This is a genomic window from Acidisoma cellulosilyticum, assembly GCF_020621385.1.
Classification (GTDB): Bacteria; Pseudomonadota; Alphaproteobacteria; order Acetobacterales; family Acetobacteraceae; genus Acidisoma; species Acidisoma cellulosilyticum.
Map to the genome: position 1 here is coordinate 93666 of NZ_JAESVA010000003.1, position 25904 is coordinate 119569.

The following is a 25904-nucleotide window of genomic DNA, read 5'->3' on the forward strand; positions in this document are numbered from 1 at the left end:
GCCGGCCTTTTTGTGTCTGGCTGCCCATCGCGTCAGGCCGTGACCGGCTGATCCTCGGGCAGCGTCCCCTGGACGAGGCGGTGGATGAAATCCATCTTCTGAATGACGGCGGGGCTGAGAATGAAGGGGTAAAGGTCGCCCACTCCCATGCTGCGGTTGAGGCTGTTGACCGCAAAGGTGAGCGGCAGCCAGGCGTCGATCAGCCCCTCGACCGGGCCGACCCCATAGGGGTTCAGCGTGATATCGGCGTGAAGGTCCGGATCCTTCGCCTTCATCGGATGGATGCCGACGCCAAAGGCTTTCGCCGTCTCAAGCGTATCGGCGATGTGCAGGTAATGCGCCCAGGTTTCGGCGAAATCCTCCCAAGGGTGGGAGGTCGCGTAATGGGAAATGAAATCGTTTTGCCAGCCGACCGGCGCCCCGTCCTGGTAATGCCGCTGTAGCGCCTGCCCGTAATCCTGACTGTCATCGCCGAAGACCGCGCGGCATTGCGCCAGCCGATGGCCGTCACGCACGAGCAAATCCCAGTAGAAATGCCCGATCTCATGCCGAAAATGACCGAGCAGGGTTCGATAGGGCTCGCCCATCTGGGTGCGCAGCTTTTCCCGCGCGGCGTCATCCGCTTCCGCAAGATTAAGGGTGATCAGGCCATCGTCATGACCGGTCAGAACCCGCGGAGCCCCCGCGACCAGCGGATCGGCCAGAAAATCGAAAGCCAGACCGTGTTCCGGGTTCTCGGCCTGGGTTGGCAAGGGCAGTTTCAGCTTGATGAGCTGGTAGAAAAGGCGGTGCTTCGCCATTTCCAGCTTCTGCCATTGCGGAAGGTTTTCCCCCTCGCCCAGCGCCGGAATCGTGCGATTATGGCGGCAGGCCGCACAATAGCCCTCAGGCGAATCGGCAGAAATCAGCCAATTGCAGGCGCCATATTCGGCATTGTCGCAAAAGCGATATTGCGTCTGTCCGCCCGCTGCCGGCAGCCAGACGTCACCAGTCTGAGTCACCGCCTCAAGCTGGGACGTGACGGCATCATAGCCCAGCCGAGACCCGCAGCTTTCGCAAAGCGTATTCTCGAAAAAAAGCAGCTGGCTGCAAACCTGGCATTGAAAAAGCTGCACCGCGTCTATCCCCACATCCTGCATCGATCGAAACGACCAAGATTTGGGTCGGCCCCCGGCGCATAAAAGCCCAGGCCGAAGACAATTTCGCAGCAATTCACCAGAATAACCCGCTAGCGGGTTGGTGCGAGAGGGGGGATTCGAACCCCCATGACTTTCGTCGGTCGATTTTGAGTCGACTGCGTCTACCGTTCCGCCACTCTCGCGACGAAAGCCCTCTAGCACGGTGTGGTGCAGAGGTGAAGGCAGCACAGATGCGGGTGGGAGGTCTGCTTTTTGCACAGAAAAACCTGCCTCCGCTGGCGTTGCACTGCCGTGACACCTCCGCTATAGGGTGCCCCGCCCGCTGTTCCCGGATAGCTCAGTTGGTAGAGCAAGCGACTGTTAATCGCTCGGTCGTAGGTTCGAGTCCTACTCCGGGAGCCAGGGCACCTTTCCCCATTCCTTCATAGAAAATCGCATTATCCCGCTTCTGGGTGATGAGGATGCCGTTATCGCGGTCGCCCTTCGAGGCATTTGCGACCTTTTTGTTGCAATCGCGCCTGGGCAGGCGTCCGGTCTCCAAGTGGCTTCGCCATGGTGTTAAGCCCTGACAGTCAAGTCGCACTGAAGGAAGAGACCGTGAAACGCAGAATGCTTCTGGGCGCCGTCGCCTTCGGCCTGCTGGCTCCGCTGACCGCGGAAGCGCAGACGGCAAATAATCTCGCGGTGCTGAAAGGGCTCGCCCCCGTCTCCGCCCTGATGGACAAGCCCGCCGGCCAGGCCGCCCTCGCCTCCGACTATACCGTGACGGCCGGCATCCAGCACGGCGTCATCCGACAGCCGACCTTGCTGCCCTTCGAAGCGCAGGAGCAACAGGCGCTGCGCGACGTCTTCATCACCGAGGGCAATCTGGCGGAACTGTCCGATGGTCTGGGCACGACGCTCGGCTCGGCCTATCTGGCGCGCGCGCATTATCTCGACCGCAAGACCTTCACCAGCCTGTCGCCGGCCGTGGCGGAACTGATCGCCTATAGCATCAGCCTGACCGCGTCCGACGCCGGCTCGGGCAAGTTCTTCTTCGCCAATGGCACGACCGACGGGAAGACCGCGGTTTCGGCCGACGCGGAAGCCATTTTCAAGGATATCGACGGCCAGGTCGATATTTTCGGCAAGGCCTATAACCTCCCGGCCGGAAGCCCGAACGGCGACAAATACGGCGATTCGCGGCCCTTCCAGACCATCAAATTCATCCGTCCGATCGTGGGGCCGGACTATTTCAACGCCCCGGCCGACAATACCGTCTATAATTTCGGGCCGATGATGAACCTCATCAACAGCCCGTCTTTCCCCAGCGGCCATACGACCTACGGCTATACGGGCGCCATCCTGCTGGCAGAGCTGGTGCCGGAGCGCTTTCAGCAGATGATCGCGCGCGGCGCGGAATATGGTAACGACCGCATCATCGTCGGTGCGCATTATGCGATGGACGTGCTCGGCGGCCGTACGCTGGCGACCTATGACATGGCCCATCTTCTGGCGAATGACGCGGGCTATCTCGGCCAGACCGTCAAGCACGCGGCACCGGTGACAGACTACCAGGCCGCGGTTAAGGCTGCGCGCGCCGATATGGTCAAGGCGCTGGAAGCTGGCTGCGGCAATACGATGGCTGTTTGCGCGGATGCGGATACCGGCCGCTTCAGCGATGCCGGCAATAACGCTGCCTTCTATGCCTCGACACAGACCTACGGCCTGCCGGGCGTCTTTCCTAAAAACGCCGACAAGATCGAAGATGTCGCCAAACTGGCGCCGGAAGCAGGCTATCTGCTGACGACCGCTTTCCCCAGCCTCAGCCTGCAGGAAGCCGATCAGATCCTGACGCTGACCGAAGGTCCGGGTGGCGGGTTCCTGGATAACGGTTCCGCCTTCGGCGTCTATTCGCGCCTTAACCTCTATGCCGCCGGCGGTGAGGCCGCGGCGCTGGCCGCGACGAAAGCCACTGCCACGCATTGAAATCACGGGCTGGCTTGGTCTTAGCCAAGCCAGCCCCCTTTTCGTGATGACTGCTGCCGGGATGGGTCGATTGACGTGGGAAATTTACCCACTTATTTTAGAGCCATGAAGTTTTCGATCCTGATACCCGTCTGGCTTGTGGCCGTTCTGCTCCTCGCGGGCTGTGCCGAGGGCAGCCCCGGCACGCCCGGCACCGCGACCGCCCATATCGATGGCACCGCGGGCTTTTACGCCGGTGTCGGCGCCAGCCACTGATCCCATTAAGGCGTCTCCTCCCAGACCTGATCTTCGTTTGACCGGTCGGAAATCCGTGCATTGAAGCCGGATGGGACAAGGCGACGGAAGGTCAAGCCTTCCCGCACATCAGCTCAACGCATAGGGCCCTTTCGCTTGCATTGGCATGGAGCGGCCACATCTGCCCGACAACGCAGGACGACGAGGAGCCGATTTTCCATGCTGACACGCAGAATGCTTTTTCCCGCGACGGCTGCCGCCGGTCTGATCGCCACGGCAGGCATCAGCCTGCCGGCGCATGCCGATAGCGGGCCGCAGGACACCGTCAATCATGCCCTCGGGACTTTGCAGGATCTGCGCGGCGACAAGGAATTCGGCAATGCGCTGCAGTTGATGCGACGCGCGCGCGCCGTGTTGATCGCGCCGCGTATCTTCAAGGCCGGTTTCTTTGTCGGCGGCGAGGGCGGACGCGCGGTTCTGATGGCGCGTGGCGCCAATGGCAGTTGGAGCAATCCTGCCTTCTATACGATCGCCTCCGCGAGTTTCGGTCTTCAGATCGGCGCGCAGGAATCCGAGATGATCATGTTCGTGATGAGCAATCGGGCGCTGAATGCCCTGATGCGGAACAAGTTCGAGTTCGGCGCCAATGCCGGTATTGCGGTCGCAACTCTGGGGTCGACGGTCGCGGGGGCGACGACCAGCAATGGCGGCCCCGATATCGTCGTCTGGGCCTCATCCTCCGGCGTCTATGCCGGCATCAGCCTCGACGGGACCTTGGTGCAACCGCAGAGCGACGCCAATACCGCCTATTACGGCCGCCCGCTGACGAGCCATGATATCGTCATCGACCGCATCGGCCGCAATTACCGTGCGGAACCTCTGGTGCATGCCATCGACAGGCTTTGATCGGTCAAATCCAACCTAGAGCGCTTCCTGCTCGCTTAAGCTCGCAGATATCGCCCTAGGTTATTGTTTTTGCGAGCATCTTCAGACAGTCAGATGATTCCATCTGACTGTGATCTGCTCTAAGCCGCGGCGGCCGCGGCAAGCCCGGTCTCGGCCGCCCGCAAAGCAGCGAGGGTAGCCAGTGCCACCACGCCGTCGGGCGGCAGGCCATGCTTCATCTGGAAGGCCTTGATGGCGCTGACGGTCGCGGGGCCGGTATTGCCGTCTACCGTCAAAAGCGGTTGCTGACCGAGGCGGTTCAGCAGGGTCTGGACCCAAGTGATCCCGCCCTGCGCATTCGGATCGACCGCCAGAGCCGCCTTCCAATGCGCCAGCCAAGCCGTGCGCTGGGCCAGGCCGATCAGCCCGCCATTAAGATGCAGGGTTTCCTGCTGGATATTGTCCTCCGCGGCAAAGGGCAAACAGCCACATAGGACGAAGTCAGCGACGGCACAGTCCAGAAAATGCTCTGCGCTATTGACCTGTTCGGGATGGTTCACGAGATCGATCCCGGTCTTGGCGCCAAGCTTTTGATAGCTTGCGCGTCCGGTGACCTGGGACCCGCCACGGCCACGAAAATTCCATCCGTCGTCGCTGCCGGGCTGATTGCCCAGCCGCCCGTCATAGACGTCGTTCGCGATCTTCTCCGGCTGATGGGCGAAGAGCGCCGCCTTCGCGGCATCAAAACGATTGGGCCAGGTCGCCATCAAACCTTGCGCCGAATAGTTCAAATTCTCCTCAACCTCGATACCCGCACCGCATTCATGGCTGAACTGCGCCATGGCATGGGCGATCAGCAGATCGCTGGTGAGGCCGTAGGTCGCGAAAACGCGAGGGGCCACAGCAACGATGGCCGCCCGCAGGCCGGGGATTTTCCTGTCGCCCAAAGGCCAAAGCGTAGTCAGGATCGCGATGCTCAGCATGACAGTCCCATTCCGATAAGATTTTCATTTCTATATCGAAATTTAAAACGATCTTCCAACGATTTCGACCAGGACGCCCGGGGTTACCCTCTCCCTCCAGACGGGTTAACCTCTGACCTTCGTGTTATCCGTGAAGCGATCATGCCCTTGTCTTCAGATCTGCCCTTTCCCGCCGGCCTGTCCCATGGGCGCTGAACTCGTCTTTACCGGCGGGAGCATCGTCCTGGACGATCGCCTGGTGGAGGGCAGTCTGGCCGTCACAGGACCGCAGATCGCGGCCATCGATACCGGGCCAAGCCGTCTGAGCCGCGCGATCGATCTTGATGGCGATCTGCTGATCCCCGGCCTTATCGACCTGCATACCGACAATCTGGAACGCCAGGTGCTGCCGCGCGCGACCGCGCGCTGGCCCTCGCGCTCCGCCATGATCGCCCATGACGCGCAATGCGCCGTCGCCGGGGTGACGACCGTTTTCGATTCCTTCTGCGTCGGCGACCTCGGCTTTCAGGAGGCGCGCACCCGCACCTTCGTCGAAGGCGTGGCGGACATGGATGAGCTGAGTGCCGCCGGGTTGCTTAAGTCGGAGCACCTTCTGCATCTGCGCTGCGAATTACCGGCGCCCGACATGGAGGCGCTGTTCCTGCCCTATGCCGATCATGCCCGCCTGGCGCTGGTCAGCCTGATGGACCATTCGCCCGGCGTCGGCCAATGGGGCGATGTGGAGAAATACCGGGATCTTCTGCGGCGCGACGGCCTGACGGAGGAGGAGGTCGAGACCAAGCTGGCCCAGCAGCGCGCCACCCGTGTCCGCTGGCGCAGCCATAACCGGCAGGTCGTGCTGAGTAAGATGCAGGGTCGCGCCACGGTGCTGGCCAGCCATGACGACCGCACGCTGGACGACATCGCCGAGAATGCGGCCGACGGTATCCGTATCGCGGAATTTCCCGTCACCATGGCGGCGGCCCAGGCCGCCCGGAGCCAAGGCATGCAGACCATTGCCGGCGCGCCGAATGTTGTGCGCGGAGGGTCTCATTCCGGCAATGTCTCGGCCGCCGATCTGCTGCGGGCTGGCGCGGTCGATGCCTTCGCGTCGGACTATGTGCCGGCGGCGATGCTGGAAGCCGCCATCATGGCGACGACGATCGCGGATCTGTCGCTGCCTCAGGCGATTGCGTTGGTGACAGATCATCCCGCCCGCATGGCCGGCCTGTCGGATCGGGGACGGATCGCCACAGGACTGCGCGCCGATCTGGTCCGCGTGCGGATCTATAACGGGATGCCCATCGTGCGGGGCGTCTGGCGGCATGGGGAGCGCGTGGCATGAACCTGGCCCCGGGGTTTCGCGTGGCGGTGTATTACGCGCCTGACCGCATCGACCCGCTTTGGACTGCCGGCTGCCAATGGCTGGGGCGCGACCCTGAAAGCGGCGCGGCGTTTCAGCCGCCCGAGGCGGTGACCGCACCTGACCTCATCAAAGACCCGTCAGGCTATGGCTTTCATGGCACCCTGAAACCGCCGATGCGCTTGGCGGAGGGTTTGACCTATGCGGCTTTTGTCGACTCGGTACAAACCCTGGCGAGGGGTCTGAAACCCTTCGCCATGCCGCGCCTGTCCGTCCAGAATCTGCACGGCTTTATCGCCGTGCGGGACGCGGAACCGAGCCCCGACTTGCAGGCATTGGCTGATATCGTGGTCGCTCAGCTCGACGATTGGCGCGCGATGCCGAGCGAGGCGGAACTGGCCAAGCGCCGGAAAGCCGGTTTGTCGGCCGCGCAAGAGGCGATGCTGACGCGCTGGGGCTATCCTTACGTGTTTCAGCTCTGGCAGTTTCACCTCACCCTCAGCCGCCGGCTGGATGAGACCGAGATGACGCGACTGCTGCCCGCCGCCGAAGCGTTTTTTGCCCCGGCCCTGGCGCATAAGCGGGTCTGCAATAGCCTGGCTGTCTATATCCAGCCCGAAAGCGGCGCGCCCTTCACCCTATCGGCGCGCATCCCGTTTGAGGGGTAAAATCTCTCGGATTGATTGGATGCTTGTCCGCTGAAACGGCTCAACCAGCCTGCGCGGCGACGAGCTTCTGCAGATCGTCCAGGCTGATGGCACCCGGCACAAGCTGGGTGCCGACGATGATGCCAGGCGTGCCGGTGATGCCGAGCTGCTGTGCCAAAGTGGTATTGGCCGCCAGACGCTGCCCGATGGCCGGGTCATCCATGTCACGGATCAGCTGGTCGCCGTTCAGGCCAAGCTGGGTGGCAAGGCTGCGCAGATGGGCTTCGGTGGGCGCCGCCTGCTGCGTCATCAGCGCCGCCTGCATCTTCTCATACCCGCCCTGGCGCTGGGCCGCGAGCAGCGCCCGCGCCTCCGTGACGCTGTTCTGGCCGAGGATCGGGATGTCCTTAAACACCACGCGGACATTAGGATCCTGCTTCACAAGGGCCGAGAATTCCGGCCGCATGACGCGGCAATAGGGGCAGCGCGTGTCATAGAATTCCACAACAGTAATCGGTGCCCGGGGGCTGCCTATCGAAGGATCGGCCGCATTATGCACGAGGTCCGCCTGGGCCGCCGCAATCGCCTTGCCCTGAACGGCGGCCTGGGATTGCTGGTCCTGCGCCTGCAGCGCGCCGATCGCCGCTCGGAGAATGGAGGGATCTTCAACCAGTTCCTGGCGGATAAGGCCGATGACGGCCGCGCGCTGCGCGGGTGACAGGGCCGAACCGTCCGCCGCCGAGGTGCTTTGCTGGGCAAAGACAGGGCCAGCCCAGGACGCCGATGCGAGAACCAGCCCAGCGGCCGCGAAAACAGAGCGATAGGACATGCCGGTCACTTTCCACAGGAACACTCGATAAGCACGCCGGAAGCGCGCCCATGCGGTTGCCGCCGCATATGAAGCCGTTTATGGCACCCTTCCATAGCTTGGGCCAATCCGGCCCCCGACCCCAACTGGAGTGGCGCGCCTTTCGCGCGAAGATGATGATGGCAACTTTCCCGGCCTCGCCCATTCGGTTCTCGAAGAAGAAATCTCTCTTCCGGTCTACGGCGGCAATGGCATCCCTCGCTGTCAGCCTGAGCGGGTGCGGCATGTTCCACAACCGGCTGCCGGGTGCCGGCCCGAACCCGAATGACGCGCCGGTGCCGGGTGTCGCGAAGGCCGATTGGTCCGGCGTCGTTATCGCCGACGAGCCCTTGGCAGCCGAAGCCGGGCGCGAGGTCCTGGCCAATGGCGGCACGGCCGCCGATGCCGCGACAGCGGTTGCCTTCGCATTGATGGTGACCTTGCCCTCCCGCGCCTCGCTCGGCGGCGGCGGCGGCTGCGTCGCCTTTTCGCCCTTCGTGAAAACGAACGGTGTCGCCTCACCGGAGACATTCGTCTTCACGTCGCCCTCCGCTTCGACCGCCGGCAGCCGTCCGGCCGCGGTGCCAATGACGGCGCGCGGTCTGCTGCTGATGCAGGCAGTCTACGGCTATACGCCGATCCAGCAGCTGATCGGACCGGCCCAGCGCATGGCCGCCCTCGGCGTGCCGGTCTCCAAGGCACTCGCCAACGACCTTTCGGTCGTAGCCGGCCCGCTTCTGGCCGACCCCTCCGCCCGCGCCGTCTTCGCCGATGCCGCCGGGCAACCACTGCAAGCCGGCCAGACCATGGGGCAGCCGGATCTGGCCAATACGCTGGATACGCTTCGCACCCAGGGCGTCGCCGGCCTTTACCAAGGCGATCTGGCCCAGAGCTTCTCCCAGGCGTCCGCCCAGGCCGGCGGCCCGATCAGCTTGGCCGATCTGGCCCAAGCCGTGCCGCTGGAAGAAACCCCGTTGACCTTGCATGACGGCGGCAATGTCCTGAATTTCCTGCCGGATGATGGTGGCGTCGCCGCTGCGGCCGCTTACCAGCAACTGCGCAAGGACCCCGCGAATAGCGCCGGTGCCAATAACGCGGCGCTGGCCGTCGCCAGCGCCTATCGCAACGGCGTCGATCAGGCCGATCCGAAGGCTTTGCTGAAGGATGCCAATCTTCCGGCCGGCAATCTGCCGCCGCTCGCCGCCTCGACCAGCTTCGTGACGCTGGACGGATCCGGCGCCGCCGTCGCCTGCAGCCTGACCATGAACAATCTGTTCGGCACCGGCCGTATCGCGCCGGGCACCGGCATTCTGCTGGCCGCAGCGCCCGACCATGGCCGCGCGCCACTGCTCTCGCCCTTATTGATCTGGAACCGGCCCACGAATTCCACCCGCGCTGTCATCGGCGCAACAGGCCAGGAAGGCGCGCCCTTGGCCGCCGGCACCGCTGCCTTTGACGCATTGGCCGATCGCGGCCGCGCCTTCGGCACGACCGTGCCGGAGCCGGGTCGCATCAATGGCGTCAACTGTCCCGACCGCGTGCCGGGTGACTTCAAGAGCTGCGTCTGGGTCACCGATCCGCGTGGCGAGGGGCTGGCGATCGGTCACATCGGCAAGAAGTCCAATTAAAGCGTTTCCGGCGCGCATACGCTGACAGATACCGCTCTGGATTGTTGTTCTGCTCTAACCCACGGGACCGCGCGGCATGGTGCTGAAAATCGGGCGGGGGAGCGATATCCCGCCCTTCCGTGTGATGGATGTGATTGCCGCCGCCAATGCCCATGCGGCGAAACGCGGGCCGCATGACCCACGCGTCATCCGCATGGAAGTCGGCCAGCCCGCGCTCGGCGCGCCATTTCAGGCGGTGGAGGCCGCGATGGCCGCGCTCCATCGCGGCCATGCCTTGGGCTATACGGAAGCCTTCGGTCTGATCAGCCTGCGGCATCGCATCAGCCGGCATTACCAGGATTGGTACGGGACGCAGGTCGACCCCGCGCGGATCGCGGTGACGACGGGCGCATCGGGCGCTTTTCCGCTGGCTTTCCTCTCCGCCTTCGATCCGGGTGACAGCGTGGCGCTGGCCGCACCCTATTACCCGCCTTACGTGAATATCCTGACGGCACTCGGCATGAAGCCGGTCATTCTGGAGACCGGGCCCGAGACGCGATTTCAGCCGACGGTCGCGATGCTGGAGACGCTCGATCCCAGGCCGGCCGGGCTGATCCTGGCCAGCCCCTGCAATCCGGCCGGGACCATGTTGCATCGGGATGAGCTGTCCGCCATCGCCCAGTGGTGCGACGCGAATGGCGTGCGGCTGGTCAGCGACGAGATTTATCACGGGCTGCATTATGACAGCCCGATCGCGACGGCGACGGCCTTCAGCCCCTCGGCCATCGTCATCAACAGCTTCTCGAAATACTTCTCCATGACCGGCTGGCGCGTCGGCTGGATGGTATTGCCCGAGGATCTCTGCCGTCCGGTGGAGCGACTGGCCCAAAACATGTTCATCAGCGCGCCGCATATCGCGCAGCTGACGGCCGAGGCTGCCTTCGATTGCGGACCAGAATTGGACGCGCGGCGGGACGGCTATCAACGCTCCCGCGATCTGCTGATGGAAGCGCTGCCCCGCGCTGGCTTCACGCGGCTGAGTGCCGCCGAAGGCGCCTTCTACCTCTATGCAGATATCAGCGACCGTGGCGAGGCGAGCCCGGCCTTTTGCAATCGCATGCTGCAGGAGTTGAGTATTGCAGCCACACCAGGCGTCGATTTCGATGCCCGGCACGGCGAGCGTTTCGTCCGCTTCAGCTATTGCGGCGGCGAGGCCGAGGTGGCGGAAGCCGCCGAACGCCTGCTGCGCTGGTCCTAGATTTCCGAAACTAAAAAAGGGCGACCCATGTGGGTCGCCCTTTTTATTTTTGGCTCTCTCAAAAAACGTCAGCCACCACGGACGCGCAGGATGGCGCGGGCGGCCAGATTGATCGCCAAGACCGTCATCATCACCAGCAGGGCGGCCGCGAAAGCCAGCGCATGGGCGGAAGCGAAGGGCTGGTTGATAAAGCTCCAGATCACATAGGTCAGATAGCCGATCGGGGAGCGCACGAGCTTTCCGTCCCACAGATAGTTCGACCAGCCGGCCGTGTAGATCAGCGGCGCCGTCTCACCCACGGAAATCGCGAGCGAGAGCAGCACGGCGGTCAGGATGCCCGGCAGGGCGACGGGCAGCAGCACGCGGAGCACGACCTTGCGATCCCCGGCACCAAGCGCATAGGCCGCTTCGCGCATGGGGATGGGGATCTGGCGCAGAACCAGCTCCGTCATCTTGGCCATATAGGGCAGGATCATGATGGCGAGGGTGATGGAGGCGGCCAAAACCGAGAATTGCCAGCCCAGCCAGATGACCATAGTCACATAGGAGAAATAGCCGAGCACGATGGAGGGCACGCCGGTCAGCACATCCGCGAGAAAGCGGACAGTCTGGCCGAAACGGCCATCGCCGAACTCAGACAGATAGACGCCGGCGCCGACCCCGATGGGCACGCCGATGATCAGCGCGCCGATCGACAGCACGATCGTGCCTTCGATGGCGTTGAGCAGACCGCCGCTGACACCCTGGGTGACCTGGGTCAACAGATCCACGGACAGGGCCGAGAAGCCGCGCACCAGAACCAGCAGGATGATGTCGATCAGCGGTGCCGCGACGAGCAGAAAGCAGATGCCGCAGAAAGCCCAGCCCAGGCTGCTACGCAGCTTGCGGCCGGCGACGGCGCGGTGCTTCGTCGCTGCGCGATTGAAGCTGGGGGCGATTGCCACCTCAGTCATTGTCTCTGTCCCAAAACTCGAGAAGCGAGGGAAAAGGCGACGGCGTGTCGCCTGCTCCTGGTCAAAAAACTAGCGGCTGACGCCCGCGCCTTTGCGCACCATCAGACGCGCGACGATATTGACGATGACCGTGATCACGAAAAGCACGATGGCAATTTCGGCGAGCGACTGCACCGCAAGACCGGACTGATCCTGCTCGGCACTATCCAACTGCGACAGAATGAAGGAGGCCATGGTGCTGATCGGGCTCATGAGCGTCGTCGGCATGTAGTTCAGCGCACCGCCGGAGACCATGAGGACCGCCATCGTCTCCCCGAGTGCACGGCCGAGACCGAGGATGATGGCACCGATGATAGCCGGTCGGATCATGGGCAGCATGGTGAAGAAGACCATCTCGAACTTGGTCGTGCCAAGCGCGTAGGCGGCCTCTTTCGCTTCCTTGGGGATGCGGTTGAGCGCTTCGAAGACCGTGATGGTGATGACGGGGATGACCATCAGCGCCAGCACGAGCGAGGAGGAGAGCAAGCCGAAGCCGCTGCCGCCGGCCTGCGCCAGAAAGGGAATGAAGGGGAAGACCGCGGCCAGGACAGGCGCGATGATATGGGCTGCGATCGGCACCAGGACGATAATGCCCCAGAGCCCGTAGACGACGCTGGGCACCACGGCCAGCAGTTCCACGACGATGGCGAAGGGCGTGCGCAGCACGCGCTTCACGCCTTCGGCCAGGAAGACCGCGATGCCGAGACTGATGGGCACCGCGACCAGAAGGGCAAGGAACGAGCTGGCGAGCGTTCCGGCTACGAAAACGAGGCAACCATAGGTTGCCCCGATCGGCGCCAGAACACCGTGACGCGGGACCGGATCAGCATAAAGATTGCCGAGGTCCCAGGTCTTGGTCAGCAAAAAGTCGATGCCGTTAAACCGGATCGCCGGCCAGGCATAGACGACAAGGAAAAGAAGCACCGCACCGATGACGACCGGGATGACCCCGGCCAGACCGATCAATGTCATGCGAAAGGGGCTGATTGACCCCTTGCGCCCTTTTCCCTTCGCGACCGACCGGGCAAGCCCGGTCGGTGCGCTATCCATCTGCGCCTGGCTCATTAGATCAGGAGGCGATCGTCGCGATGCGGGCGTGGCTCTGCATGCGGATCTTGTCCGGCAGGGCGACGAAATGCACCTTCGAGAGATAATCGCCGGTGCTGCCGCCCATCGGGTCGATCGCCCAGGTCAGCAGGCCCTTGATCGCCTTAGCAAGAGCAGCGTTGGGCTGCTTCGCGTTCACGATCGCATACTCGTAGTTGATGATCGGGTAGGCCATCTCGCCGTCCGCGAAGATCAGGCTGATGCGCTGATCGGCCGGGGTCGAGTCGATGAGGCCGGAAGCGGCGGCCACGATCGTCTGCGGGTTGGGCAGGACGAACTTGCCGGCCTTGTTCTGCAGCGGGGAAACGCCGAGGCCAGCGGCCTGGACCTGCGCCAGGAAGCTCACGCCGACATAAGCGATCGAGTAGGGGTTCTGCGCCGTGGTCTGCACCATGCCCGGATTGCCGATGGCGCCGATGCCACCCTGAACCGCCGGCCAGCTGACCGTGGTGCCGTAGGCAACGCTGCTCGCCCATTCCGGGGTCGACTTGGACAGATACTGCGTGAAGATGAAGGTATCGCCGCTGCCATCCGTGCGGTGGATCGGCAGGATGGTGTGGTTCGGCAGAGCGACGCCCGGGTTAAGGGCCGCGATCGCCTTGTCGTTCCAGTTGGTGATCTTGCCGCTGTAGATGCCAGCGAGAACCGGGCCGCTCATCTGCAGCGCGCTGCCGTTCAGGCCGGGCAGGTTGTAGACGATATTCTGCGCGGAGATCGCGAGCGGGATGTTCAGCATGGTCGGGTTCTTCTTGACCTGCGGACCGGCCATATAGGCGTCGGACGCACCGATCTGCGCGATGCCCGCGATCGCCTGGGCGATACCGGTGCCGCTGCCCGTGCTCTGCGTCGTGATGCGCAGGCTCGGGTCAATCTTGCTGTAGCCCTGAACCCAGAGGTTGAAGAGCGGGTAGAGCAGGCTGGAGCCGGTTTCCAGGATCGTCAGGCCAGCGGCCTGCGCGGCGCCAACAACGCCGGGAAGCGCGAGACCAACAGCCGCGAGGCTGACGGATTTAAGGAATTGAGCGCGCGTGAGGCGCGGGGCAAAAGTGCCGTCCGACATGACAATCTCCAAAGCCTGATTAACTGCGATCCAGGTGACCGCGGTGCGAGGCGTTTACGAGGGGATAACCGGGACTGGGATGACAGTCGCGTTGCAGTTTGATGACATCCTTACCTTTCGTAAAAATTGGTCCAGGCTTCGCCTCAGAGGTCGGGAGAAGAAACGCATGGCCTTACTGTCAATGGCGCGATAATATTTTGCCTTGCGCCATGCGGACGGCGTCTCTGTCCCCTCTGGGGTGAGCGGCCGTCCTTATGACCATGAGCAACAGGCCCTGCCGCCCGGGATGCCCTTCATCGGCAAGCAGCGCAAAAGCGCCCTGGGCCATGAGACGGCGCCGCGTTCGGACAAAGGCCAGAGGATAAGGGGAGCTTCATGCAGCCCGAGGTTATGCCGCTTGCGATCACCAACCTTCTGCATCACCCCGAGTTGCGATTGCTGCTCTCCGACCTCGATATCAGCATCGACGAGCGCCTGGCTGAGCCCTTCCTGCTTTTGGGCAAAACACAGATCCTGATTGGCAAGCCGCTGCTCTCAGCCTCCGCCGAGAGCCTTTTTCATATGCGGCATGCCATGGAACTCGCCTGGCTGAGCGGCATTGCGGATCCGGCGCTCGCGGGTCTTGCCGCCGCCCGTTGCGCCGCGCTGGCAGTAGCGCTTGAGACCTATGGTTCGGCCGGCGCGACGCTGCCGGGATGGATTGCGCCCCTGACCGGCTATGCGGCCCCCGACCTGACCACCGCCCGGCGCCTTTGGGCGAAGCTTGCCGTCTACCAGCACAATGGCAGCGACCACGACCTGACCGCCGCCTCCCATGCGAAGCTGATCGATGCCTGGTCGATTTTGGGTCCCAGCGAATGGCTGATGGAACAGGGCGGCGATGCCCGCCTGGGCATCGACCCGTTTACCGGTCTCAATGGCTATGGCTGTAGCCATCGCCCGCGCCCCTGGGCGGTGACCTTCGCCTCCTCGACCGCCTCATCGGTCTCGGAACGTGGCTATCTGGGCGCGGAAGCTGCGCGCCGCCGGATGATCACGGCGAGTTTCGGCTCCTCTGCCGCGGAAGCCATTTTCGCGGAAGCCGACCGCGTGCGAGAAGCGCTGGCCTATCATTTCGATCTGGCACGCGGGACCGGCGTCATTCTGGCGCCGTCCGGCACCGATGCCGAGCTGATTTCCCTGGCCTTGGCGAGTGCTGCCGAGGATCGCCCCATTACGAATATCCTTCTGGCCCCGGAAGAGACCGGAAGCGGCGTGCCGCTCGCGGCGCGCGGTCAGCACTTCGCCCTCGATACGGCGCTTGGCGTCGCGGTGCCGAAAGCCGGCCTCGTCGAGGGGTTCCGGCCTGACACGGCACTCGTCTCGGTGGCGTTGCGCGATGCGGATGGCGCGGTACGGCCGCCGGCCGCCGTCGAGGCCGACTGCACCACCGCCGTGGAAGCGGCGATCGCCTTGGGCCGGCGTCCGATCCTGCATATCCTCGATGTCTCCAAGACCGGACTGCGCGCGCCGCGCTTGGACAGCGTCATGGCGCTATGGCAGCGTTTCGGGACGTCCATGGATGTCATCGTCGACGCCTGCCAGACGAGGCTGCACCCTGGCACGATCCGCGACTATCTGGCGCGCGGCTGGATGGTTCTGATCACCGGCTCCAAATTCTTCACCGGCCCGCCCTTCTCGGGCGCCCTGCTCGCCCCGGCCGCTTTGACCGATCGGCTTGCAACAAGCCCGCTCCCGACCGGTCTGGCCCTTTACAGCGGCCGGGCGGAATGGCGGCGCGACCAAGCCGGCCTCGACTGTCTCGACAACGGGCCAAGCACGCTCGGCGGCAATTATGGGCTTGTCATGCGTTGGCAGGCGGCTCTTGCCGAGATGCAGGCCTTCGCGGAAGTGCCTGGCGACCGACGACGCGCCATTCTTCACCGCTTCGTCGGCCATGTGGAGCGGTGCATCGCGGCCAAGCCCGGTTTGACCTCGGTCAATGAGCATCCGGCCGGCGACAGCCCAGGCGATTGGGATCTGACTGAGACCATTCGCTGCTTCGCCCTCCGCCTGCCGGCAAAGCCGGCGGCGAAAGCGGGCGCCGACCAGACGCGGTTTCTCGATCTGGCGGCGGCACGGAAAGTCTATATCTGGCTCAATGCCGATCTGACCGACGCTTTAGCCGAGCATGTATCGGATTCCGATCAGCAGGTCCTGCGACGCCGCTGCCATATCGGTCAGCCTGTCGCCGTGACGCTTGACGGCGAAGCGGCGGCCGCCCTTCGCGTATCCGCCGGCGCACGTTTGGTTTCCGGTGAGCCGTCGCTGGCCCATCTCGCACCGGAAGAGCGGTTGGAGCGTGAATTGGCCGATGTGACGGTGCTTTTCCGCAAGATCGCCCTCATCCTGCGACATTTCGATCGGCTGTCCGTCACCAATCCGCGTCCGAGCTACGATTGATCGGATCGCATCGACCGATCAGGTCACCTTAGCCAGGCCACGCGCTATCCGCAGGAGTTCTGTCCGTCCGTCCTCCTGCAAGGACCGATACAGATTGAGAAGCGCCCGCTCGTCCGCCCCTTCGGCGGTCGCGGAAACGGGATAGTGCTCCCCCGCCAAGAGATAGCCCACTGAGACGCCGAGAACGGCCGCGACACGCGTGAGATTGGCGCGGACCTGGCCCGTGCGATCCGTCTCCCACTGGGCGACCGCACTGCGGGAGACGCCGACGCGGCGCGCCAGATCATCCTGCGTCAGCCGCAGAGCCTGCCGGCTCTGCCGAATACGGAGAGCAACGCCGGATTGGTCCCCCGCATTCTCGGCCTGGCCAGAGACCGCTTGCCCGGCCCGCACAGAACCTTCTGATTTTCGTGCCAATTTCCTCTTGTCCAAAAATGTTAGTTAAACTAACGTTGCTTATAGGGAACGAAGCGATGACTCAGCCCTGCGTTGCGATGACCCTAGCTGAGCCCGCCCCTCCGTCTCAACGCCGATCGCCCAGGCCTTCCGCCAATCCTGGTCCCATCAGGGGGCCAGGCCGGACAGCGGAAGGCTTTCCCCTCCAGGAGCAGAGCATGACGATGCGCCAGTCCACCTCCCAGCACGGCGAGACGATATCCAGAATCGGCCGGCGCCGGCCTGAGGCCTCACCCGAAGCTCAGAGCCTCATCGCCTGCCTGGAGGAGGCCGGGGCGACGCTACTCTCCCTGCCACCCAGCGGCTTTTCCCCAAGGCTACGCACCTCGACCCTGCCGGTCCTGCGGGAAGCCGCCGAAGCTTATGGCTGGTCCTTGACCGAACTGCGCGCCCCGATGCCTTCCGCCAGCCGGATCAGCCGCATGGATAGGGCCATGGGCTATCTCTCGCTCATCCCACAGGACCGATATCTGCTGCGGCGGATTGTGGGCTGCCGCGCCCTCGTCCACCCCGTCAATGGACGCCACCTTTTTTCCTGGCGGCGCCTGGGCGAGTTGATGGGCGCCGACCACAAGGCCATCCAGCGCTGGCACGCGGACGGAATCCGCATCATTCTGGACGCCTTACGCCAGCAAGCGGCCGAAACTGGCCGCCCTTCGTCACCCGCCACGCCCCCGGTTATGACCGCCATGCCCGGACGGAGAGCGCCGTCGCTTGACCGTCTATGATCCGACCGTTACGCCGCCAGAGATCGCTCAAGGAAACGCCTCGCCCGTGACACTCGCCTCCTCAGCCCTTTCCATCGCTGATCGTATGTCACGAGTGACTGGGCTTGGGCGCCGCCCGCTGAATGCGGAAGCGGTGATCAAGACCGCCCTGAATGGCGCGCCCGAGAGCGCCTTCGGCCCTGAATTCGGCATAAGGCAATTTGCCGAAGGGCTGACCGTCCTGTTCAACGCGCTGGAGCGCGAGGCCGATCTGTCGCTGTTCGGACGGTTTGCCGTGCGCTGGGATAGCATTCGTTGCCTGCGAAACCTGATGCGGATGTGGCAGGAGGAGCAGGCGCACGCCGCCATCGCCGACACGCCCATTCACCGTCCGCTGATCATTACCGGCCTGCCGCGCAGCGGCACGACCTTCCTGCATCGGCTGCTGGATTGCGATCCTATGACCCGCAGCCCGAGCGTTTGGCAGACCATGGCGCCCTACCCACCCCGGAAGGGCGCAGACAAGCGGATTGCGCAGACGGATCGCGACCTTCGGTATTTCGGCCAGATCGCGCCAGGGTTCCGGGATGTGCATCCGCTGACTGCCAGCATGCCGCAGGAATGCACGGAGATCACGGCCCAGATCTTCCAGTCGCTCCGCTTCGACACCACCTTCCGCATCCCGAGCTATCTCGCCTGGCAGGACGCGCAGGGGCATAATCTGGCCTATCGCTTCCACAAACGCTTCCTGCAGCATCTGCAGCACCAAAGCGGTGACGCGCCCGAGGCCGTGCAATGGGTGTTGAAATGCCCCGACCACGTCTTTGCCCTGGATGCCGTGCGCAGCGTCTATCCGGATGCGCGTATCGTCTTCGTGCATCGCGACCCGTTGAAGGTTCTGCCCTCCGTCGCGAAGCTGACGGAGATTCTGCGCCAGCCCTTTACCGGCACGCAGAATAAGACGGATATCGGCGACCAGGTGACAGGACGCTGGCATCAGGGCGTGGCGGCGATGATGCAGGCCGCCGACAGCAATGACGCGGCCCACAGCAACGAGCCGGGCATCTGCCACATCCAATATCGTGAACTGACCGCCGACCCGATCGGCACCATCGACCGTCTCTACAACCATTTCGGCAAGGAATTGCGTGCGGACGCGCGCAAAGCGATGGACGTGGAAATGAACCGCAGAAAGCGCGGCGGCTATGGTCAGAATGTCTATCATTTCGCCGAGCATGGTCTGGACGCGAAGCGGGAAAGAACTTTCTTCAAGGATTATATGAAGCGGTTTGGGATCGTCGAAGAAATCCTCGTTTAATAATTTATTCCGGTTTCGTAAATTTTTCTGGACAAACGCCCCAGAATTTTCTACATAAATACCCATGATGGTTGTTTGCGTCGTTGACGTGAACCTCTCGCTTCGGCGGCAAATCTCCCCTCCCCCAAATTAGCCTCGACCTGAAAGGCCCCGATTTCCGCATGGATTTGGGGCTTGCTGCTTTTGCCGAGGATGTTCTCGCATCGGCGGAGCAAAGCCCGGCACAGCATCACCGCTATCTGATGGAACGGCTGGAGGCTGTCGGCACCGGCGAGATGGATCGCCTGATGGTGCTGATGCCGCCGGGATCTGCCAAATCAACCTATGTCTCGATCCTGTTCCCGGCTTGGTATCTGGCCCGCCATCCGCGCGCGGCGCTGATGACCTGCTGCCACACGGACAGCCTGGCCAGCCATTTCGGGCGGCGGACAAGGGCCCTGGTGCAGGAACAAACTGAAATCCTGGGCTATGGAATAGCCGGCGACGAGCGCGCGGCGCATCGCTGGCGGACCAGTCGCGGCGGCGAGTATTTCGCGACCGGCCTGCGCGGCCCGATCGCCGGTCGCCGCGCCGACCTCGTCATTATCGACGATCCTGTCAAATCCTGGGCGGAAGCGGATTCGCCGCTCGCCCGCGAACATGCCTGGAACTGGTATCGGTCCGACCTGCTGCCGCGCCTGAAGCCGCGCGGCCGGATTATCCTCGTTATGACGCGCTGGCATCAGGATGACCTTGGTGGCCGCATCCAGGAGATGGAAGCCGGCTGGACCGTTGTGAAACTGCCCGCGCTGGCCGTGCCGCCCGACCCGCTCGGCCGGGAACCCGGCGCCGCGCTTTGGCCGGACTGGGAAGATGCCGCCGCACTTCTGCGGAAAAAGACCGCCATGGGCGAGCGCGCCTTTGCCGCGTTATTCCAGCAAGACCCGCGGCCGCCTGCCGGCGGTCTGTTCCTGACCGAACGGGTAGGGTTGACCGATATCGGCCAGTTTCAAAGTCTGGCAGCCGTCCGCGCCTGGGACCTGGCCGCTGCCGTTCCCGCGCCGGGCCGCGACCCTGACTGGACGATCGGGTTGAGACTGGAACGCGACCAGCAGGACGGCTTCATCGTCCAGGATATTCGCCGCCTGCGCGGCACGCCGGGCGAGGTCGAGGCTGCCATCCTATCGGCCGCCCAGCAGGACGGTGCCGCCGTCCTGATCGCTTTACCGCAGGATCCGGGCCAGGCGGGCCTCGCACAGATCGCCTATCTGACAAGCAAACTGGCCGGATATATTGTCAAATCATCGCCTGAGACCGGCTCCAAACTGACCCGCGCCAGCCCCGTCGCCGCACAGGTCGAGGCCGGCAACGTCCGTCTGATACAGGCGCCCTGGAACCGACCCTTTCTTGAAGAACTGCGGGACTTTCCCCATGGCGCCAAGGACGATCAGGTCGACGCTTTGTCCCGCGCCTTCATGACATTGGTCGCCCCGGCCAAACCGGCACGCCGTCTTCAGGTGTCGTTGCTGGCGCGCTGAACACCTTAACCCGCCAGGGATCGCCATGTTCGATACATTGCGTGCCTTGCTGCCACGCGATGCGGATTATCCGCCGCGCGTCGGCGAACTTGACCTGTTGCAGCGCGTGCTCAACGGCACACTGTATGATGTCCTGCCCTATCAGTTCCACGAGGAACGTGGTGCCGGCGGCGACTATATACCGATCCGTCAGCGGCGCCCCTCCATCCGCTACGCCCTTTGCCGCACGGTGGTGGAGGACAGCGTCGCGCTGCTGTTCAGCGAGGGGCATTTTCCGCGCATCCTGTGTGACGATCAGGAACTGCGCCGCTTCCTCTCCGACCTGATCCAGGATTGCGGACTGAATGCGGTGATGACGGACGCGGCCCTGCGCGGCTCCGTCGGCTCCATCGTACTCCTGCTGCGCATTCTGAAAGGCCGCGTCTATGTCTCGGCCATCGACAGCATCTTTCTGACGCCAATCTGGCAGCCGGATGCACCGGACGCGCTGCAATGCGTGACCGAGCAATACAAGGTCCCCGGCCGCCTGTTGCAGGCGCAAGGGTATGACGTCGCTGATCCCGGTATCGACTACTGGTTTCGGCGCGTTTGGGACGGTGAGAGCGAGACCTGGTATCAACCCTGGCCCGTCAGTCTGGCACCGCCGGGCGGCCCGGCCATCGACGAAAGCCGCTCAATCCATCATCGCCTCGGCTTCGTGCCGCTGGTCTGGATCCGCAACCTTCCCGGCGGTGACAGCACCGATGGCGGATGCACCTTCCGCGCCGCAATCGAGACCAGTATCGAAATCGACTATCAGCTGTCCCAAGCCGGGCGCGGCCTGACCTATAGTTCGGACCCGACGCTGCTGATCAAGGAACCCGCGACCGCCGATCGAGAAATCATCAAAGGCGCGGGCAATGCCCTGGTCGTCAGCAAGGACGGCGATGCCAAACTGCTGGAAATTGGCGGCACCGCCGCCAATGCCGTGATCGACTATGTTCGCGTGCTGCGCGAACTGGCTTTGGAAAGCGTGCACGGCAATCGCTCCTCCGCCGATCGGATTGCCGCCGCGCAATCCGGCCGTGCCCTGGAGTTGATGAACCAAGGGCTCATCTGGCTGGCCGACAATCTGCGCATTTCCTATGGCACAAATGGCATTCTGCCGCTTCTACGAATGATTTTGCGCGCCGCCGACCGCTATCCGATCAGCGTCCTCGGTCGTCAAGCGCCCAAAGCCTCCGCCGACGCACGCCTCATGCTTGACTGGCCGCGCTGGTATCCGCCCTCGGCCGCGGATCAACTGGCCGAAGCGCAAACCCTTTCGACCCTCGCCGCATCCGGACAGATCAGCCGCGAAACCGCCGTGCGCAGCATCGCCGACGCCTATGGCGTCACCGATGTCGCGGCCGAACTGGACCGCATTGCCAAGGACAAAACGCATGACGACAGCTGACACGCCTCCACCCGAAACCCAGCCGGACAGCGTCGAGGCGCTGAAGGCGCGTGCGGCCGCGTTGGAAGAGCAAATTCGAACCCTGTCGGAACAAGCCAGGTCCAATCTGGTATTGTCCGAATTGAAGGCAGAAGCCATGCGCGCCGGGATGGTCGATCTCGACGGGCTGAAACTGCTCGACGCGTCTTCGCTCGCCATCGGCGAGCAGGGCGAGGTTGCCGGTGCCGCCGCCCTGATGGACCGCTTCCGGCGCCAGAAGCCCTGGCTGTTCGGCCAGGTTTCCACCACCACGACCGCCGTACCGCCCGCGCCGCAGCCCCCGCGCATGAAACAGGCGACGGACATGACCCGCGACGAATACCGCGCGGCCCGCGCCGCGATCCTGCGCCGCATCTGACCTTCATCTTCGTCAATCAGCATCGAGAGGATCGCCATGGGCATCCAGAATTTTCCCGCGGCCTTGCAGCCGATCATCCAGCAGGGCTTCCTGGAACGCGAATTCCAGCAGGCCCTGCGGTCGCGCCTCGGCTATCGCGCGGTCGCGGATCGGGACGAGATCGCCGTCGGCATCGGTGAGACGCTCACCAAAACCCGTGCCGGGCTGAAACCGAGCGTGACAACGCCGCTTTCCCCCGCACTCAACACCAATCTCGACAACGGCCTGACGCCCGGTAGCTGGGGCGTTGAGCAATATACGCTGACGCTGAATTTCTATGCCGCGACGGCCGACCTTAATATGGTCACCAGTCGCGTCGGCATTGCCAGCCAGTTCCTGCAGAACGCCTATACCAATGGCGAGCAGGCCGCCCGCAGCCTGGACGAGCTGGCGCGCAATGCGCTGTTCAACGCCTATTTCGGCGGCAATACGCGGGTATCGGCGACGCTCGGCAGCGCCGGTCCCACCGTCTCGGTCGATGATGTCCGCGGCTTCCAATACGGTTTCGTGAATGGCGTGCAGGCGGCGGTCTCCGCCGGCAATCCGTTGACCGTCATGATCGGCAGCGACAGCTATACGCTGATCGGCACGACCGCGGATACGACGAGCACATCGACCACGCCTTATGGCATGTCAGGCACGCTCACCTTCGGCAGCAATGTCACGGTCGCTGACGGCACGATCGGCAATAGCGTGCAGGCGGCGACGGCGAGTGCCATTCTACGGCCCGGCGGCCGGACGAATACGACGCTGCTGCAGGCGACCGATACGCTCGCCATGGGCAACCTGCTCGATGCCGTCGCCACTTTGCGCAAGAATGCCGTGCCTGAAATCGACGGCGTCTATAACTGCTACCTGGACCCTGTCTCCGCCCGGCAGCTGTTTGCCGACCCCGATTTCAAGACGCTGTTCACGGGGGCGACATCCAGCAATGCCGTCTTCCAGGACGGCATGGTGAACGACTTCCTCGGGCTGCGCTTCATCCCGACGACGGAAGCCTTCGTGCAGCTGCATCCGACACTCGCCAATCTGCATATCCGCCGGCCGATCATCTGCGGACAAGGCGCCTTGATCGAAGGCGATTTCGCCGGCATCGGCGCGGATGACGTAGCACCGAAGGACTCGATCGTGACGATTGTCGATGGGGTCGCCATGGTGACGCGCGAGCCGATCGACCGGTTGCAGCAGATCATCGCGCAGAGCTGGTATTGGATCGGCGGCTTCTGCGCGCCGTCCGACACCACGACGACACCGCTGACAGTGCCGACCGCGACCAATGCCGCGTTCAAGCGCGCGGTCATGGTCGAGCATGTGGGGTAAGGGCCATGGCCAGCGGCAGCATCGCCGCCTTCAGTCCGGAAGCGACCGTCAGCATCGCGGCAGGCACCAGCAGCAATGCTGTCGCGCTGGGCGGTAGCGGACCGTCGCTGCTGGTCTTCAACAGCACGGCGAGCATCGCCTTCCTGCGCCTGGGCGCCAGCACCAGCCTGTCGGCGACGACGAGTGATCTGCCCATCCCTGCTGGTGCGCAGCTTCTGCTGACGGTCGCAGCGACCGTGACGGCGGCAGCCGTTCTGCTCAGCGCCGGCAGCGGCACGGTCTATCTCACCCGTGGGTCCGGCTCGGCATATTGAGGGCTCAAGGTCATGGCCTTTACCGACGCAGAGAAGACCGATCTCAGACGGTTCTGCGGCTATCCCGCCTATGGGGCTGGCGCCAGCGGCTTTCAGGGCTGGCGCTTCTTCCAGGCCTATGGGCTGATGGAGTTCCGGTTGAATAATCTGTCGAGTGCCGAAGAAACCGTCAGCCGCACCTATCTCGGCACGTTGCGTGGTCTGGAAGCGGCGGTGCCGCAATCGGGCCAGAGCCTGGACACAGACCAGGCCGCCGTCTGGACCCGCAACAAGGATGAGTTGCGTGATCGCCTGGCGCTGCTGGACGAATGGCGGCGGCGCTTGTGCAGCTTCCTCGGCCTGCCGCCCGGACCGGCCTTGACCGATCCCGGCATGACCCTGGTGGTGTGATGAACAGGACGCATCTGCAAGACCGTGTCGCGCGCGGGCTGGGACAGGCCGCACAGCGCATCGGCGATCCTTACGATGTCTTCCGCCCCAAATCTGCCTTTAGCCCGCTTTCGCCCGACAATCGCATTTTGCGTCTGCCCGTCGCGATCCATGGCGAGGACAAGGATTGGCATCGCGGTGCGCGCTACGGACAACCGCTATGGTTCGCCGTTCTGGATACAGGTTACACGCAGCCTGGCGACTACCTGACCGGACCGGACGGCATTTTCTTCATAGCAAGCCAGCCCGCGCTTTTGCCGACCGTCTGCGTGCAGACCAATAGCACCATCACCCTCAGCCGCGCCGAAGGTGCCAATACAATCGGCGTCAACGCCTATGGCGGTGTCGAAATGCCGAATCAAGGTCCTGTTCTGGTCGATTGGCCGGCCAGCATGCTGGTGGAAGCGAGCGGTAGCCGGAATGCCGGCGCCTTGCCCGGAGAACCGGGACCCGCGAGTTGGACCATTCTGCTGCCCGCCTTGCCGGCCGCCGAGATGACGGACCTTCGCGCCGACGACCTTGTTCGGGATGCGACGGGATTGACCGCCGTCATCACCGCCGTCGAACGCAGCCCCCTCGGCTGGCGCCTGACCGCCGTACAGGCAGTGACATGACATGGCCGATCAATCCGATGTCGAATCCGCGTTCGTCGCTGCGATCGCGCGCGCGATCTACCCGAAGGGCAGCGACGCCCCTTCCATCATCGGCGAAAGTGCCGCCACCTGCCGCATCTATCGCGGCTGGCCGGTCGCGACCGCCCTGAACGCCGATCTGGCCAATGGCATCGTCAATGTCAGCGTCTTTCCGGCCGGACCGCCGCGCAATACCACGCGCTACCCGACACGCTGGAACGTGACGACCGCCACGGCACCGACGCTGAGCGTCATCCTGCGGCAAAATATCGTGACCTTTACCGGCCTACCGGCCGCAGGGCAGATGGCGGGCATTGCCGTTGACGGCACCACCTTCATCTATCCCGTTCAAAGTGGCGATACGGCCGCCTTGATCGTGGCCGTGCTCGCCGCACAGATCAGGGCGGCCGGGTATTTCGTGCAGAACGCCAATGCTATCCTGGTGGTGCCAAATGCTGCCTCCCTGCTCGCCCGGGTAGAACAGGCGCAAAGCGCCTTTCGCGAAACACGCAGACAGGCGCAAAGCTTTCGCGTCAGTTGCTGGTGCCCGGATCCGCTGCTGCGCGACGCGACCGCCCGTGCGATCGACACGGCCATCGCCAATACCAGTTTTCTGACCCTGGCCGACGGCACTGCCGCCCGCATCACCCTCGAAGGCGGGACGACCATCGACCAGATGGAATCAGCCCATCTCTACCGCCGCGACCTGCTGTATGGCGCGGAATACCCCACCATCCTCACCGCCGCACAGCCGGCGATGGTTTTCGGCCAAGGCAGCTTGTCTTCGCCCGCCGGCAGCCTCGCGCCGCTTCTCGGCTAGTTTCAAGGA

General features: G+C 63.8%; 25 protein-coding genes and 2 tRNA genes. 19 read left to right on the forward strand and 8 right to left on the reverse strand.

Annotated features, from left to right (window positions below; translation table 11 throughout):
- Window positions 1-32 precede the first annotated feature (32 nt).
- Window positions 33-1115 (reverse strand): zinc-binding metallopeptidase family protein, encoded by a 1083-nt coding sequence (locus tag ACELLULO517_RS09110; protein WP_227307031.1) that lies wholly within the window; start codon window positions 1113-1115, stop codon window positions 33-35.
- A 122-nt stretch (window positions 1116-1237) separates the two neighbouring features.
- Window positions 1238-1321: transfer RNA gene (locus tag ACELLULO517_RS09115), tRNA-Leu, on the reverse strand.
- Between the two features lie 144 nt (window positions 1322-1465).
- On the opposite strand from ACELLULO517_RS09115, the gene ACELLULO517_RS09120 reads away from it, so the two are divergent.
- The 4 genes from ACELLULO517_RS09120 (at window position 1466) to ACELLULO517_RS09135 (ending at window position 4247) form a co-directional block, all read left to right on the forward strand.
- Window positions 1466-1541, forward strand: a tRNA-Asn gene (locus ACELLULO517_RS09120).
- Window positions 1542-1736: 195 nt separating this feature from the next.
- Window positions 1737-3107: a phosphatase PAP2 family protein gene (locus ACELLULO517_RS09125; protein ID WP_227307032.1), complete on the forward strand. Its 1371-nt coding sequence runs from the start codon at window positions 1737-1739 to the stop codon at window positions 3105-3107.
- Window positions 3108-3212: 105 nt separating this feature from the next.
- A complete protein-coding gene (locus tag ACELLULO517_RS09130) occupies window positions 3213-3362 on the forward strand; it encodes a hypothetical protein (protein WP_227307033.1) in 150 nt (49 codons plus the stop codon).
- A gap of 198 nt (window positions 3363-3560) precedes the next feature.
- Window positions 3561-4247: a lipid-binding SYLF domain-containing protein gene (locus ACELLULO517_RS09135; protein ID WP_227307034.1), complete on the forward strand. Its 687-nt coding sequence runs from the start codon at window positions 3561-3563 to the stop codon at window positions 4245-4247.
- A gap of 119 nt (window positions 4248-4366) precedes the next feature.
- Here the strand turns inward: ACELLULO517_RS09135 and ACELLULO517_RS09140 are convergent, their stop codons facing one another.
- The gene (locus ACELLULO517_RS09140; RefSeq protein ID WP_227307035.1) at window positions 4367-5209 is read right to left on the reverse strand and encodes a peptidoglycan-binding protein; all 843 of its coding nucleotides are present in this window, start codon (window positions 5207-5209) and stop codon (window positions 4367-4369) included.
- Between the two features lie 184 nt (window positions 5210-5393).
- Here ACELLULO517_RS09140 and ACELLULO517_RS09145 point away from each other — a divergent pair, with 184 nt between their 5' ends.
- Window positions 5394-6533 (forward strand): alpha-D-ribose 1-methylphosphonate 5-triphosphate diphosphatase, encoded by a 1140-nt coding sequence (locus ACELLULO517_RS09145; protein ID WP_227307037.1) that lies wholly within the window; start codon window positions 5394-5396, stop codon window positions 6531-6533.
- The gene (locus tag ACELLULO517_RS09150) at window positions 6530-7219 is read left to right on the forward strand and encodes a DUF1045 domain-containing protein (protein WP_227307038.1); all 690 of its coding nucleotides are present in this window, start codon (window positions 6530-6532) and stop codon (window positions 7217-7219) included. Before ACELLULO517_RS09145 ends, ACELLULO517_RS09150 begins: the two co-directional genes overlap by 4 nt.
- A gap of 40 nt (window positions 7220-7259) precedes the next feature.
- Here ACELLULO517_RS09150 and ACELLULO517_RS09155 read toward each other — a convergent pair whose 3' ends face one another.
- The gene (locus ACELLULO517_RS09155; RefSeq protein WP_227307039.1) at window positions 7260-8027 is read right to left on the reverse strand and encodes a DsbA family protein; all 768 of its coding nucleotides are present in this window, start codon (window positions 8025-8027) and stop codon (window positions 7260-7262) included.
- A gap of 227 nt (window positions 8028-8254) precedes the next feature.
- On the opposite strand from ACELLULO517_RS09155, the gene ACELLULO517_RS09160 reads away from it, so the two are divergent.
- Complete coding sequence (locus tag ACELLULO517_RS09160; protein ID WP_227307040.1) at window positions 8255-9673, forward strand: gamma-glutamyltransferase; 1419 nt, start codon at window positions 8255-8257, stop codon at window positions 9671-9673.
- Between the two features lie 76 nt (window positions 9674-9749).
- A complete protein-coding gene (locus ACELLULO517_RS09165) occupies window positions 9750-10910 on the forward strand; it encodes a pyridoxal phosphate-dependent aminotransferase (protein ID WP_227307041.1) in 1161 nt (386 codons plus the stop codon).
- 68 nt (window positions 10911-10978) lie between these two features.
- Here ACELLULO517_RS09165 and pstA read toward each other — a convergent pair whose 3' ends face one another.
- From pstA to pstS, 3 genes are all read right to left on the reverse strand, one after another.
- Entirely contained in the window at window positions 10979-11863 is an 885-nt protein-coding gene (gene pstA / locus ACELLULO517_RS09170) for a phosphate ABC transporter permease PstA (RefSeq protein WP_227307042.1), read from the reverse strand.
- A gap of 69 nt (window positions 11864-11932) precedes the next feature.
- Window positions 11933-12952 (reverse strand): phosphate ABC transporter permease subunit PstC, encoded by a 1020-nt coding sequence (gene pstC / locus ACELLULO517_RS09175; protein WP_227307043.1) that lies wholly within the window; start codon window positions 12950-12952, stop codon window positions 11933-11935.
- Between the two features lie 19 nt (window positions 12953-12971).
- Window positions 12972-14069 carry a phosphate ABC transporter substrate-binding protein PstS gene (pstS, locus tag ACELLULO517_RS09180; protein WP_227307044.1) on the reverse strand — a complete coding sequence of 366 codons (1098 nt, stop codon included), beginning with the start codon at window positions 14067-14069 and terminating at the stop codon, window positions 12972-12974.
- A 375-nt stretch (window positions 14070-14444) separates the two neighbouring features.
- On the opposite strand from pstS, the gene ACELLULO517_RS09185 reads away from it, so the two are divergent.
- Window positions 14445-16511: a hypothetical protein gene (locus tag ACELLULO517_RS09185; RefSeq protein ID WP_227307045.1), complete on the forward strand. Its 2067-nt coding sequence runs from the start codon at window positions 14445-14447 to the stop codon at window positions 16509-16511.
- An 18-nt stretch (window positions 16512-16529) separates the two neighbouring features.
- On the opposite strand, the gene ACELLULO517_RS09190 is transcribed toward ACELLULO517_RS09185, so the two are convergent.
- Window positions 16530-16928 (reverse strand): helix-turn-helix domain-containing protein, encoded by a 399-nt coding sequence (locus tag ACELLULO517_RS09190; protein ID WP_227307046.1) that lies wholly within the window; start codon window positions 16926-16928, stop codon window positions 16530-16532.
- Window positions 16929-17125: 197 nt separating this feature from the next.
- Here ACELLULO517_RS09190 and ACELLULO517_RS09195 point away from each other — a divergent pair, with 197 nt between their 5' ends.
- The 10 genes from ACELLULO517_RS09195 to ACELLULO517_RS09240 all read left to right on the forward strand — a co-directional run bounded on the left by ACELLULO517_RS09195 (window position 17126) and on the right by ACELLULO517_RS09240 (window position 25895).
- On the forward strand, window positions 17126-17695 hold the full coding sequence (locus ACELLULO517_RS09195) for a DUF6362 family protein (protein WP_227307047.1): 570 nt from the start codon (window positions 17126-17128) through the stop codon (window positions 17693-17695).
- Window positions 17682-18992 carry a sulfotransferase family protein gene (locus ACELLULO517_RS09200; protein WP_227307048.1) on the forward strand — a complete coding sequence of 437 codons (1311 nt, stop codon included), beginning with the start codon at window positions 17682-17684 and terminating at the stop codon, window positions 18990-18992. Before ACELLULO517_RS09195 ends, ACELLULO517_RS09200 begins: the two co-directional genes overlap by 14 nt.
- 161 nt (window positions 18993-19153) lie before the next feature.
- The gene (gene terL / locus ACELLULO517_RS09205; RefSeq protein ID WP_227307049.1) at window positions 19154-20509 is read left to right on the forward strand and encodes a phage terminase large subunit; all 1356 of its coding nucleotides are present in this window, start codon (window positions 19154-19156) and stop codon (window positions 20507-20509) included.
- A 25-nt stretch (window positions 20510-20534) separates the two neighbouring features.
- Entirely contained in the window at window positions 20535-21944 is a 1410-nt protein-coding gene (locus tag ACELLULO517_RS09210; protein WP_227307050.1) for a phage portal protein, read from the forward strand.
- Window positions 21931-22341 (forward strand): phage scaffolding protein, encoded by a 411-nt coding sequence (locus ACELLULO517_RS09215; protein WP_227307051.1) that lies wholly within the window; start codon window positions 21931-21933, stop codon window positions 22339-22341. The genes ACELLULO517_RS09210 and ACELLULO517_RS09215 overlap by 14 nt, the downstream gene beginning before the upstream one ends.
- Window positions 22342-22377: 36 nt before the next feature.
- Window positions 22378-23700, forward strand: coding sequence for a DUF4043 domain-containing protein (locus ACELLULO517_RS09220; protein ID WP_227307052.1), 1323 nt, complete (start codon window positions 22378-22380; stop codon window positions 23698-23700).
- 5 nt (window positions 23701-23705) lie between these two features.
- Window positions 23706-24014: a hypothetical protein gene (locus tag ACELLULO517_RS09225; RefSeq protein WP_227307053.1), complete on the forward strand. Its 309-nt coding sequence runs from the start codon at window positions 23706-23708 to the stop codon at window positions 24012-24014.
- A gap of 12 nt (window positions 24015-24026) precedes the next feature.
- Window positions 24027-24404 carry a hypothetical protein gene (locus tag ACELLULO517_RS09230; RefSeq protein ID WP_227307054.1) on the forward strand — a complete coding sequence of 126 codons (378 nt, stop codon included), beginning with the start codon at window positions 24027-24029 and terminating at the stop codon, window positions 24402-24404.
- The gene (locus ACELLULO517_RS09235) at window positions 24404-25057 is read left to right on the forward strand and encodes a hypothetical protein (protein WP_227307055.1); all 654 of its coding nucleotides are present in this window, start codon (window positions 24404-24406) and stop codon (window positions 25055-25057) included. The genes ACELLULO517_RS09230 and ACELLULO517_RS09235 overlap by 1 nt, the downstream gene beginning before the upstream one ends.
- A 1-nt stretch (window position 25058) precedes the next feature.
- A complete protein-coding gene (locus ACELLULO517_RS09240) occupies window positions 25059-25895 on the forward strand; it encodes a hypothetical protein (RefSeq protein ID WP_227307056.1) in 837 nt (278 codons plus the stop codon).
- Window positions 25896-25904: the final 9 nt, after the last annotated feature.

Bases quoted from the DNA above. Each gene is read 5' to 3' on its own strand.
- ACELLULO517_RS09130 (WP_227307033.1), top strand. From the start codon at position 3,213: ATGAAGTTTTCGATCCTGATACCCGTCTGGCTTGTGGCCGTTCTGCTC.
- ACELLULO517_RS09135 (WP_227307034.1), top strand. From the start codon at position 3,561: ATGCTGACACGCAGAATGCTTTTTCCCGCGACGGCTGCCGCCGGTCTG.
- ACELLULO517_RS09140 (WP_227307035.1), bottom strand. From the start codon at position 5,209: ATGCTGAGCATCGCGATCCTGACTACGCTTTGGCCTTTGGGCGACAGG.
- ACELLULO517_RS09145 (WP_227307037.1), top strand. From the start codon at position 5,394: ATGGGCGCTGAACTCGTCTTTACCGGCGGGAGCATCGTCCTGGACGAT.
- ACELLULO517_RS09150 (WP_227307038.1), top strand. From the start codon at position 6,530: ATGAACCTGGCCCCGGGGTTTCGCGTGGCGGTGTATTACGCGCCTGAC.
- ACELLULO517_RS09155 (WP_227307039.1), bottom strand. From the start codon at position 8,027: ATGTCCTATCGCTCTGTTTTCGCGGCCGCTGGGCTGGTTCTCGCATCG.
- ACELLULO517_RS09160 (WP_227307040.1), top strand. From the start codon at position 8,255: ATGGCATCCCTCGCTGTCAGCCTGAGCGGGTGCGGCATGTTCCACAAC.
- ACELLULO517_RS09165 (WP_227307041.1), top strand. From the start codon at position 9,750: ATGGTGCTGAAAATCGGGCGGGGGAGCGATATCCCGCCCTTCCGTGTG.
- pstA (WP_227307042.1), bottom strand. From the start codon at position 11,863: ATGACTGAGGTGGCAATCGCCCCCAGCTTCAATCGCGCAGCGACGAAG.
- pstC (WP_227307043.1), bottom strand. From the start codon at position 12,952: ATGGATAGCGCACCGACCGGGCTTGCCCGGTCGGTCGCGAAGGGAAAA.
- pstS (WP_227307044.1), bottom strand. From the start codon at position 14,069: ATGTCGGACGGCACTTTTGCCCCGCGCCTCACGCGCGCTCAATTCCTT.
- ACELLULO517_RS09185 (WP_227307045.1), top strand. From the start codon at position 14,445: ATGCAGCCCGAGGTTATGCCGCTTGCGATCACCAACCTTCTGCATCAC.
- ACELLULO517_RS09195 (WP_227307047.1), top strand. From the start codon at position 17,126: ATGACGATGCGCCAGTCCACCTCCCAGCACGGCGAGACGATATCCAGA.
- terL (WP_227307049.1), top strand. From the start codon at position 19,154: ATGGATTTGGGGCTTGCTGCTTTTGCCGAGGATGTTCTCGCATCGGCG.
- ACELLULO517_RS09210 (WP_227307050.1), top strand. From the start codon at position 20,535: ATGTTCGATACATTGCGTGCCTTGCTGCCACGCGATGCGGATTATCCG.
- ACELLULO517_RS09215 (WP_227307051.1), top strand. From the start codon at position 21,931: ATGACGACAGCTGACACGCCTCCACCCGAAACCCAGCCGGACAGCGTC.
- ACELLULO517_RS09220 (WP_227307052.1), top strand. From the start codon at position 22,378: ATGGGCATCCAGAATTTTCCCGCGGCCTTGCAGCCGATCATCCAGCAG.
- ACELLULO517_RS09225 (WP_227307053.1), top strand. From the start codon at position 23,706: ATGGCCAGCGGCAGCATCGCCGCCTTCAGTCCGGAAGCGACCGTCAGC.
- ACELLULO517_RS09230 (WP_227307054.1), top strand. From the start codon at position 24,027: ATGGCCTTTACCGACGCAGAGAAGACCGATCTCAGACGGTTCTGCGGC.
- ACELLULO517_RS09235 (WP_227307055.1), top strand. From the start codon at position 24,404: ATGAACAGGACGCATCTGCAAGACCGTGTCGCGCGCGGGCTGGGACAG.
- ACELLULO517_RS09240 (WP_227307056.1), top strand. From the start codon at position 25,059: ATGGCCGATCAATCCGATGTCGAATCCGCGTTCGTCGCTGCGATCGCG.